Raw genomic sequence first — 8,722 nt, forward strand, 5'->3', positions numbered from 1 at the left:
TGGCGTGCATATTTCGCGCCCTCACCCATCACCATGACTGGCTCGCGCACCTGATAAGCCAGTACTGAAGCTGATGAATAGCTCAGCGTTGCTATCGCGCGCTCAGCCTTAGGCTGATCTGGCACTAAGGCATCGACACCTAGACTTTTGCGCGCAGAAGCAGCTTCCCATGCTGGCTGCCAAGCGCCCGCTTGCAGCTCATCAGCCTCGGTACGAGCTTGTTTTAAAATCGCCGGCGCTTCGGTCATCGCAAGCAAATACCATTGCACGCGCGGCTGGCTTTTCCACACCGAAAAAGGCGCGTAAAGAATGCCCAATAGCACCACGACATGCACCACGCTGACCCAACTCACTATCTTCGTCAGTTTTGCCCAGCGCGCGACAGGCAAAGGCAAGAGCAGCACCAGCACCATAGGGTAAAACCACAGCACCCAATGCAGGCCAATATCTTTGCTCAGGCTCACCCATAAAAAGCCCAAGCCTGCGGTCCAACTCAAGGTGGCGGCAAGGCTGATAACGGGCTGTAAGTTTGCACGGAGTGATGAGCGCTGCTGTTGCGCAGCTCGTAACGCCAACCATATAGGCGGCAAAATGACATAGCCCATCATGCCGAGATAGGCCAATAGGCTCTGCCAACCAAAGCCGCCGCCAGCATTGCGATTAACTAAGTTAAACAGCAGGTTAGACCAGCAATGCGTGTAGTTCCAATACAGATTAAGCAGGCCAAAGGGAATGGCGACCAGCACTAGCACTAGGCCATGTCGCCAGAAGCGCCTGCCAGCGAAAGCATAGAAAATAACAAAGCCAAGACCTAAGAACACAGCAAAGTATTTGGACAAAAACGCCAAACCTAAGCTCACGCCTGCTAGTACCGCCCAGCGTATATGCTGTGTCAGTAAGCCGCGCGCAGCCGCCACAAACGCCAGTGCGGCGAATAAGATGCAGCCTGTGTCGGTCAGTGTGAATACATTGATGAGACTAAGTGGGCTGAGCGTAAATAGCAGCGCCAACCAGCGCGCCTTAATGGCATCGACAGGTCGAAACAGCGCATAGAGTGCAGCCGCGATAATAAGCTCAGTGACTAGGCCCGGTACGCGCAGCCAGAGATGGTGATCACTGACCAGCAGCTGTAGCGCCATCATCCAGCCGGCCATGGGCGGATGATCGTAATAACCGAAGTCGAGATGCTTGCCCCAAAGCACGAAATAAGCTTCGTCGCCAGTCATTGGTAAGCCATAGGCAATGGCGACTTTGATCAGCACCACAGGCAGCAAAATCCATAGCCAATGCGCTTCAAGCCAGCGAGCCATCAGGCCTGGCTTCAGTGTTTGAGTCATCTCGAAGTACCTATTATTTCAAGCCTTGGCCGTCACCGGCCTGAGTGGCTAACTGTATGTCTAAACTCTCAGCCCGTGCCGGCATGGTCGGCAAACGCATCACTGCAAATAGCCCCAACAGCACAGCAAACCACAGCGTTGCTAGGCGAATGATCACCGTCGCTGCCACCGCTTCAGGCAAGCTCAAACCTTGCAGCACGAGCAAGCCTGTCATGGTGGCTTCAGTGCCACCTAGCCCGCCGGGCATAAAGCTCAGTGCACCGACTATCATGGCAAAACCATAAATAAACAGACCAATTTCCAGCGGCATATCTGGCATCAATGTGCGCAGCACCAACCATGCGCCCACGCCCTCCGCCAACCATGCCAGCACGCTTAAGCCCTGCACTTGCCACAGCAGGCGTCCACGCCATAGCGCGCGGCTACTGGCCGCAACATTCGCTAACCAATGCACGCCTTTGCGCTCACCTGCCACATGGCGCAATAGACGCTCAGGCCAAGTCGTGCGCAATACTAAAAGCCCGACTAACAAGGCCACGACCAATATGGCGTAATACATTTCGCCTTGATGTAACTGCGACAAACCGGCGGCAGTGATGATCAAGACAGCGATTAAATCGGCGACGCGCTCGCTAAAAAACATCGCGGCGGCATGATGAAATGTGACGCCATAAGGCTTTAAAAATAGACCACGAATAAGTTCACCGGCCTTGCCTGGCGTGGTGGTGAGAGCAAAGCCGGCAATATAAATGCGTAGGTTGTCGGCATGAGAAATTGCATGGCCATTACTGACGATATAGAGACGCCAGCGCTCAGCGCGCAGCCAGTAATTTGCCAGCGATAACAGCAGCGCCAAGCCCAGCGCTTGCCAGCCGATATGGCCCATGGCGGCTAATACTTCACGCCAGCCCGACCATAAAGCAAAGACTAAATAGCCGGCAGCGCCAGCGCCCACTGAGATCATAAGCAGGCGAAGTTGGCGCGGGCTCAAACTCATCTGGCCACCAACACTAAGGTCATCAGCAACCAGCTCAGGCCGGCAGCGACAATATGTGGATCGCGGATTAGGTCGCGCGAGGGGTCGCCACCGCCAGTCTCACGATGCAGCAAGTAGAGATAGCGAAAGCAGGCATAAATCACGAATGGCACGGTGTAAATGAGCTGGTCGGTATTGTGAATACGGCGCACATCGACATCCATGGTGTAGAGGCTGTAGCTGAAAATCATACCCATGCAAGTAATGCTGATGAGCTGATCAAGCAGTGTCGCTGAGTAATGCTCAAGTACTTTGCGGTGGCCACCCGCGCCCTCATCTAGCGCAATCATTTCAGCGCGACGCTTGATGAAGCCTAAAAATAACGTAGTCCAGAGGCCGCAAAACAATAGCCAATTGGAAGGCGGAATATCGACACCGTCGGTGCCGGCCAAAATGCGCAACATAAAACCGGCCGAGATGCAGAAAATATCCAGCAGCACCACGCGCTTTAGGCGCCAGGTATAGGCCATATTCAGCACTAAATAGGCAGCAATATAGCCAGCCACAGGCGGGTTAGCCGACCAAGCAATGCTTAGCGACACCACGCCTAAGACAGCCGCCAGAAGCAAGGCTTGGCGAGCAGTGACAGCGCCAGATGCTATCGGGCGATTACGCTTAGTGGGGTGCAGGCGATCATTTTCGGCATCGGATAAATCATTGAAAACATAGACGCAGCTAGAGGCTAAACAGAAGGCGATAAAGGCCAGTAAAACCGCTTGGACTTGCTCGGGGACATCCCAGCCATGGCCGAAAACCAAGCCGGTAAGCACGAAGCCGTTTTTCACCCATTGGTGCGGGCGCATGAGTTTAATCAAGGTCATTGGGTGCTGCTCCACACTGTCTTGCTAGCGCTTTTTAATTATTGATTGGTGAGTTGCGTTAGTGCCAAGGCCGATAAAACGGTTGTTCAGCCATGGCCAACATTTCCGTATCGCCACTGCTATCGCCATAAGCTGCGAAAATATGGTCGACGCCGAAGTGCGCTTTTAGGCGCACAGCCTTTTGTGGACCATAGCAGTTTGGTGTCGACATGACGCCCGTTAAGCGCCCTTGTCCATCACATGCTAGCTCAGTCGCAATGACATGCTCAAACTCGTGTAGCTCAGCCCATGGCCGCAAGTACAGCGCTAATGTAGCACTCACTAACACGCAGTGATGGCCTTGCTTTTGATGGTGGCGCAGGCGCGCCATCGCCTCAGGCCGCAACGACTTAGGAATACCTTTGCTGGCAAAATCACGCGACAGTTGTTCAAGCTTTTCGCGCGATTGGCCGCGCAAGAAAGTACTAATCACCCTCGCCTTCGCATGATCATTGCTCATCAGGCGAGCGACATAGGCCGCCAGCACTGGCACGCAGCGTAGAAAGCACCAAGCGAAACGCCACCATGGCGTGACAAACCAGAGAAAGTGAAAAAATGACTCGCCACGCGTGAGCGTGCCATCGAAATCAAAGGCCACAATGGTCGGCTGCTTAACGATAACCGTCATGATCAGAGCTTCAGGCGCTTAAAGACGAACTCAGGTACATGCTGAATAATGAGCATGATGAGTCGCCAAAATGAGGGTAGGTACACGGTGCTTTTGCCTGCTGCTTGCGCTTGCACAATTTGCTCACCCAACTGCATAGGATCAGCAACCAAGAATAGGCCGGGCAAGCCCCAAGTCATGCGCGTATCGACAAAACCAGGCTTCACAGTAAGCACGGGCACACCAGAGGCAAATAAGCGATTACGCAGACCGGCGAGATAAATACTGAAGCCACCTTTAGCTGCGCCGTAGAGGTAATTGCTTTGCCGGCCGCGATCGCCAGCGACCGAACTAATGCCAACAATGAAGCCATTTTTACGCGTTTCAAAAGCATCGGCAGCGGCGTTGAGCAGCGCTACTGGGCCGGTGAAATTACGCGCAATAACCTGCAGAGCTGGTGTATCACGGCGCATGGCATCGTTGTCATCCGGCATCCAGCCCGCCGCCATTAGCACGCCGTCGATGTCACCATGTGCGGCCTCAATATCGCTCCAGCGCGTGGAGAGATGTTTGGCGTTATCGAGATCGAGCTCAGCGACTTGCACATTGCTGGCGAAGCGCAAACGAATATCGCTAGCGATGCGTTCAAGCTCCGTAAGGTCACGGCCAGCGAGCACGAGGCGTTGGCCTTGTTTAGCCCAGGCGTAAGCGCAGCCACGAGCCATCGCAGAGGTAGCGCCGACGATTAAAATTTGCGTCATGGTGCCATCTCCAAACGTTGACCCAAGGCCGAGACAAACAAGCCATCGGGGTCGAGTTCGCGGCGAATTGCTTGCCACTCTGCTAATTGTGGATACATCGCCGACATCATGCTGGCGTTGAGGCGCGCATCTTTGGCTAAATAAACGCGGCCGGCGTGAGCCACCACGATGGCATCAAGGCGATCAAGTAGCGCCAAAGTGCCGGCTCTTAATGGCAAGTCTAGCGCCAATGTCATGCCCGCTTGTGGGAATGACAAAAGGCCATCGCCAGCTTCGCCAAAGCGCTTGAGCACGGCTAAAAAGCTGGCATTGCCTGAGCTTGAAACGGCCTTTAAAACATCGCCGATGCAGGCTTCAGCTGCTGCTTCAGCAACGACAAATTGGTATTGCACAAAGCCTGGCTTGCCGTAGAGGCGATGCCATTGCTTGATGCCATCAAGTGGATAGAAAAATGGTTCGAAATCGCAGCGGAACGGTTTAGTTTTGCGGCCTTCCCAGCGGTAGTAGAGGGCATTAAACGCGCCCACGCTGTAGCGATTTAATGCTGCGCTGGGCACATTGATGGGCAGGCTGAGCTTGGCATCTCGTGGGCCATGCGCATGTGCGCCATCGGCGTGTTGCCCGCGCATAAATACTGAACGGCCGAGCTTAGTCCCAGAGGCTAGACAATCTATCCACGACACGGTGTATTCGTCGTCATGCTCAGCCGAACTCATCAACGCTAATGATTCGCGCAGGTTTGCCGCCGGCACGTGCTGCACCAGCATATTGCTCGATGGGATGCGCTTGAGCTGCAATTCGACTTCGCCAATGAGACCGGTCATGCCCATGCCACCTAATGTGGCTTGATACGCGGGCACATTTTGGCTGGATGAACAGGTCATCGCACCTGCTGCTGTGAACAACTCAAATGAGCGCACAAAGCGGCCAAAGCTGCCGACGTGGTGATGATTTTTGCCGTGCACATCGGCAGCAATAGCACCGCCTAAGGTGATGTAGCGCGTGCCCGGCGTGACTGGCAGAAACCAGCCTTTGGCCATCACAGCTCGCAAAATAGCATCGAGGGTGACGCCAGCTTCGGCTCGCAAAACGCCGGTATCGGCGTCGAAGCTGAGAAGTCGGTCAAGGCGTTCGGTGAGCACCGTAGTGCCGTTCGCGCTAATCGCGGCATCGCCATAGGCACGACCCATGCCGCGCGCTAAAGATGCTTGCTGAGCCCATGCCGCAAGTTCACGGTATTGCTCGGGGCGTGCCAAGGTGGCATCGACCTGTGGATAGCGACCCCAGCCGCTTAATTCTGCTGACTTCGTACGCATTAAGAGCGCTTCTTAAATGGTAAGCCGGGGCCACCTAGACCAGGCAAACCACCGCCGGGGAAGCCGGGTGGCAAGGCGCCTTTCGCACCGCCAGCACCACCGCCCATACCAGGCATATCGTCCATCATGCCCGGCGGTAATTTGCCCTGCATGCCCTTGAGCATCTTCATCATGCCGCTGGGGTTAGAGAATTTTTTCATCATCTTTGCCATCTGCGTGTGCTGCTTGAGCACACGATTAACTTCTTGGATGGTCGTCCCCGAACCATTGGCAATACGGCGTTTGCGCGAGCCATTGATGACATCAGGCTTGCGGCGTTCACCGGCGGTCATCGACTGAATAATCGCTTCCATTTGCTTCATCTGTTTCTCGGGCGCACCACCGGCCATCGCCTGCTGCACAGCAGCAGCATTCATGCCCGGCAATTTATCGAGTAAGCCGCCCATGCCGCCGAGATTACGCATTTGCTGGAACTGCTCGAGCATGTCCTGCAAGTCAAAACCTTTACCCTTTTGCAGCTTTAGCGCGAGCTTCTCGGCTTTTTCTTTATCAATCTTGCGCTCGACTTCCTCGACCAGCGAGAGCACATCGCCCATACCCAAAATACGCTGGGCAACACGATCTGGATGGAATAGCTCAAGCGCATCAGTTTTCTCGCCCATGCCCATAAAGCGAATCGGCTTGCCAGTAATGGCGCGCACCGACAGCGCGGCACCGCCACGAGCATCGCCATCGGCCTTGGCCAGCACCACGCCGGTCAATGGCAGAGCGTCGTTAAAGGCTTTCGCGGTGTTGGCGGCATCTTGGCCGGTCATCGCATCGACAACAAACAGCGTCTCGATCGGATTGATGGCAGCGTGCAGGCGGCGAATTTCCGCCATCATGGCTTCATCGATGGCTAAGCGGCCGGCAGTATCGACTAATAGCACATCAGCAAACTGGCGCTTAGCGGCCTCAATAGCACCTTGAGCGATCGCCACCGGGTCTTGATTAATATTGGACGGATGAAACAGCACGTCGACATCACGCGCGAGCGTTTCTAGCTGAGCGATAGCGGCTGGGCGATAAATATCGGCCGAAACCACCATCACCGTTTTTTTCTGCTGCTTTAAATAGCGTGCAAGCTTAGCCACCGTGGTGGTTTTACCAGCACCCTGCAAGCCAGCCATAAGAATGATCGCTGGTGGCGCGCAATTTAAGTTAAGGCCCGTGTTGGCCTCGCCCAGCGTTGCCACTAACTCTTCGTGAACAATTTTAACGAAGGCTTGGCCAGGCTGAAGTTGAGTCAAAATTTCTTGGCCGAGCGCCGAAGCTTTAATGCGCTCAACGAAATCTTTTACCACTGGCAGCGCAACGTCGGCCTCCAGCAGCGCCATGCGGACTTCGCGCAGGGTGTCTTTAATATTGTCTTCGTTTAAGCGAGCACTACCGCTGATGGCGCGCAGGCTCTGACTCAGGCGGTCGGTAAGGTTGTCAAACATGGTCTATCCTGTGGCATCGGTTTCGCTAATGCCGACGATTATAGGCTGCTCGCGCGGCTGGCGCACGGACTCTGGCTTATGCCACACTCCATTCATCGTTTGTTTGGTCGCCGTTAGTCATGGATGCCCTACCCGCACTGCTTGCCCTCGTGGCCATTGTTTTATATCTCACTGCCGCTGGCCGTGTCGCCCGCGCGGTTGCGCAACGCCGCGTGCCCGCCCGTGGGCCGCTATTAGCCATCATCAGCACCGCGCTGGTGCTGCATCTGGTGGTCATGCACGAAGCCATTATTATTCCCAATGGCCTGCGCTTTGGCCTCTTCAATATCGCGATGATGCATGGTTGGTTGCTCGCGCTACTAGCCCTGCTAGTTAACGTCTACCGCCCAGTACAAGGCATTTACCTAGTGGCCATGCCGCTAGCCGCCTTCGAACTCAGCTTAGGCGTAGTCGGTCATGACCCACAAAGCATGGCCTTAGCACTAACACCAGCCATCGAAGGCCATATTTTACTGTCGCTACTAGCCTATAGCCTGCTCAGCATCGCCGCCCTGCAAGCGCTTTTGCTGCACTGGCAAGATCGCGCGTTACGCCGCCACAAGCGCGGCTTATTAATGGCTTTGCCGGCCTTACAAACCATGGAGAGTATGCTCTTTGAGCTTATCGCCGTCGGCTTTGTACTGCTTTGCTTAGCCATCGGCACTGGCTTTTTTGTCCTCGATGACCTGTTCGCGCAACACGTCGTGCACAAAACCGTATTCACCTTAATGGCCTGGGTCGTGTTCGCCTGCTTGCTGGCTGGACGCTATTGGCGCGGCTGGCGCGGACGCACGGCGGTGCGCTTTACCCTCATCGGCTTTGGCTTATTGCTGGTTGGTTTTGTGGGCAGCAAATTTGTCCTCGAACTGCTGCTCATGCCCGCGGCTAGCTAAATCATGATTTTGTGGCAAGCCTTAGCCTTGTTCAGCGTGTTAATGATCTTGCTGGTCATTGTCGGCTGGCGTAGCCATAAACACTGGCTATCTTGGCTGGCGAAATACATCGGCAAACGGCCATCCGCACGTTTAGGACTGAGTCGATTGGTCGGGCGCCTACTGCTGCCACCACTGCATCAGCGCCTACTTCAAGGCCTGCTGGACCTTGACCGTAGCACGGTCAATGACATCATGATTCCGCGCCAAGCCGTCACCGGCATCGATCTCGACGCCAGCGATGAAGATATTTTGCAAGTTTTGAAGCAGACCGTGCACACGCGTTTACCGGTTTTTCATGGCGACTTAAATAACACCGTAGGCATTTTGCATGTGCGCAACACCACACGCTT

At 54.9% G+C, this 8,722-nt stretch carries 8 protein-coding genes and 1 pseudogene; 2 read left to right on the forward strand and 7 right to left on the reverse strand.

Features of this window, described 5'->3' with window-relative positions; all coding sequences use genetic code 11:
• From AC3DKE_RS10395 to ffh, 7 genes are all read right to left on the reverse strand, one after another.
• The coding region (locus AC3DKE_RS10395) for an ArnT family glycosyltransferase (RefSeq protein ID WP_487990637.1) at nucleotides 1-1,337 on the reverse strand (1,337 nt) is incomplete at its 3' end.
• Nucleotides 1,338-1,350: 13 nt separating this feature from the next.
• Complete coding sequence (locus tag AC3DKE_RS10400; protein WP_487990638.1) at nucleotides 1,351-2,334, reverse strand: lysylphosphatidylglycerol synthase transmembrane domain-containing protein; 984 nt, start codon at nucleotides 2,332-2,334, stop codon at nucleotides 1,351-1,353.
• Nucleotides 2,331-3,194, reverse strand: a complete 864-nt coding sequence (locus tag AC3DKE_RS10405; RefSeq protein ID WP_379067889.1) for a decaprenyl-phosphate phosphoribosyltransferase — start codon at nucleotides 3,192-3,194, stop codon at nucleotides 2,331-2,333. The genes AC3DKE_RS10400 and AC3DKE_RS10405 overlap by 4 nt, the downstream gene beginning before the upstream one ends.
• 58 nt (nucleotides 3,195-3,252) lie before the next feature.
• Nucleotides 3,253-3,861 carry an HAD-IB family hydrolase gene (locus AC3DKE_RS10410; protein WP_487990639.1) on the reverse strand — a complete coding sequence of 203 codons (609 nt, stop codon included), beginning with the start codon at nucleotides 3,859-3,861 and terminating at the stop codon, nucleotides 3,253-3,255.
• 2 nt (nucleotides 3,862-3,863) lie between these two features.
• Nucleotides 3,864-4,601: an SDR family oxidoreductase gene (locus AC3DKE_RS10415; RefSeq protein WP_487990640.1), complete on the reverse strand. Its 738-nt coding sequence runs from the start codon at nucleotides 4,599-4,601 to the stop codon at nucleotides 3,864-3,866.
• Nucleotides 4,598-5,917 (reverse strand): FAD-binding oxidoreductase, encoded by a 1,320-nt coding sequence (locus AC3DKE_RS10420; RefSeq protein WP_484216727.1) that lies wholly within the window; start codon nucleotides 5,915-5,917, stop codon nucleotides 4,598-4,600. Before AC3DKE_RS10420 ends, AC3DKE_RS10415 begins: the two co-directional genes overlap by 4 nt.
• Nucleotides 5,917-7,398, reverse strand: coding sequence for a signal recognition particle protein (gene ffh / locus AC3DKE_RS10425; RefSeq protein WP_487990641.1), 1,482 nt, complete (start codon nucleotides 7,396-7,398; stop codon nucleotides 5,917-5,919). Before ffh ends, AC3DKE_RS10420 begins: the two co-directional genes overlap by 1 nt.
• Nucleotides 7,399-7,517: 119 nt before the next feature.
• Between ffh and AC3DKE_RS10430 the strand changes: the two genes are divergently transcribed.
• Entirely contained in the window at nucleotides 7,518-8,330 is an 813-nt protein-coding gene (locus tag AC3DKE_RS10430; protein ID WP_487990642.1) for a cytochrome C assembly family protein, read from the forward strand.
• 3 nt (nucleotides 8,331-8,333) lie between these two features.
• A pseudogene (locus tag AC3DKE_RS10435) lies at nucleotides 8,334-8,722 on the forward strand (hypothetical protein); the annotation flags it as partial.

It is taken from the genome of Paraperlucidibaca sp. (assembly GCF_982810325.1).

Coding starts and splice junctions, on each gene's coding strand:
- AC3DKE_RS10400 (WP_487990638.1), bottom strand. CDS start 2,334: ATGAGTTTGAGCCCGCGCCAACTTCGCCTGCTTATGATCTCAGTGGGC.
- AC3DKE_RS10405 (WP_379067889.1), bottom strand. CDS start 3,194: ATGACCTTGATTAAACTCATGCGCCCGCACCAATGGGTGAAAAACGGC.
- AC3DKE_RS10410 (WP_487990639.1), bottom strand. CDS start 3,861: ATGACGGTTATCGTTAAGCAGCCGACCATTGTGGCCTTTGATTTCGAT.
- AC3DKE_RS10415 (WP_487990640.1), bottom strand. CDS start 4,601: ATGACGCAAATTTTAATCGTCGGCGCTACCTCTGCGATGGCTCGTGGC.
- AC3DKE_RS10420 (WP_484216727.1), bottom strand. CDS start 5,917: ATGCGTACGAAGTCAGCAGAATTAAGCGGCTGGGGTCGCTATCCACAG.
- ffh (WP_487990641.1), bottom strand. CDS start 7,398: ATGTTTGACAACCTTACCGACCGCCTGAGTCAGAGCCTGCGCGCCATC.
- AC3DKE_RS10430 (WP_487990642.1), top strand. CDS start 7,518: ATGGATGCCCTACCCGCACTGCTTGCCCTCGTGGCCATTGTTTTATAT.